The sequence below is a fragment of the Pseudomonas sp. DE0157 genome (assembly GCF_007678615.1).
Classification (GTDB): Bacteria; Pseudomonadota; Gammaproteobacteria; order Pseudomonadales; family Pseudomonadaceae; genus Aquipseudomonas; species Aquipseudomonas parafulva_B.
Window position 1 is genome coordinate 1 of sequence record NZ_VEJN01000057.1, and the last position, 289, is coordinate 289.

Annotated in this window: 1 protein-coding gene; it reads left to right on the top strand. The window is 59.9% G+C overall.

What is annotated here, in order from left to right:
* A partial coding sequence (locus tag FS777_RS21530) for an immunoglobulin-like domain-containing protein (protein ID WP_178091315.1) occupies positions 1–289 on the top strand: 289 nt, incomplete at both ends.

Sequence of the window (289 nt, forward strand, 5' to 3'; positions counted from 1 at the left end):
GCCAAGCGTGACCGAAGGTGGCGTGATCACTTACACCGTCACGCTGACCAACCCGGCTCAAACCCCAGTTACCGTGACCCTGTCCAACGGCCAGGTCATCACTGTTGAAGCAGGCAAGACCCAGGGCAGCATCGACTTCCAAACCCCGGCGAACGACGTCTACAACAACGGTTCCACCGTTAGCGTGACCATCGACAGCGCCACGGGCGGCAACTTCGAGCAGCTGACGCCTAACCCGACGCCAGCTGTAACGACGATCAATGATTCGATCGACACCACTACCGCGACC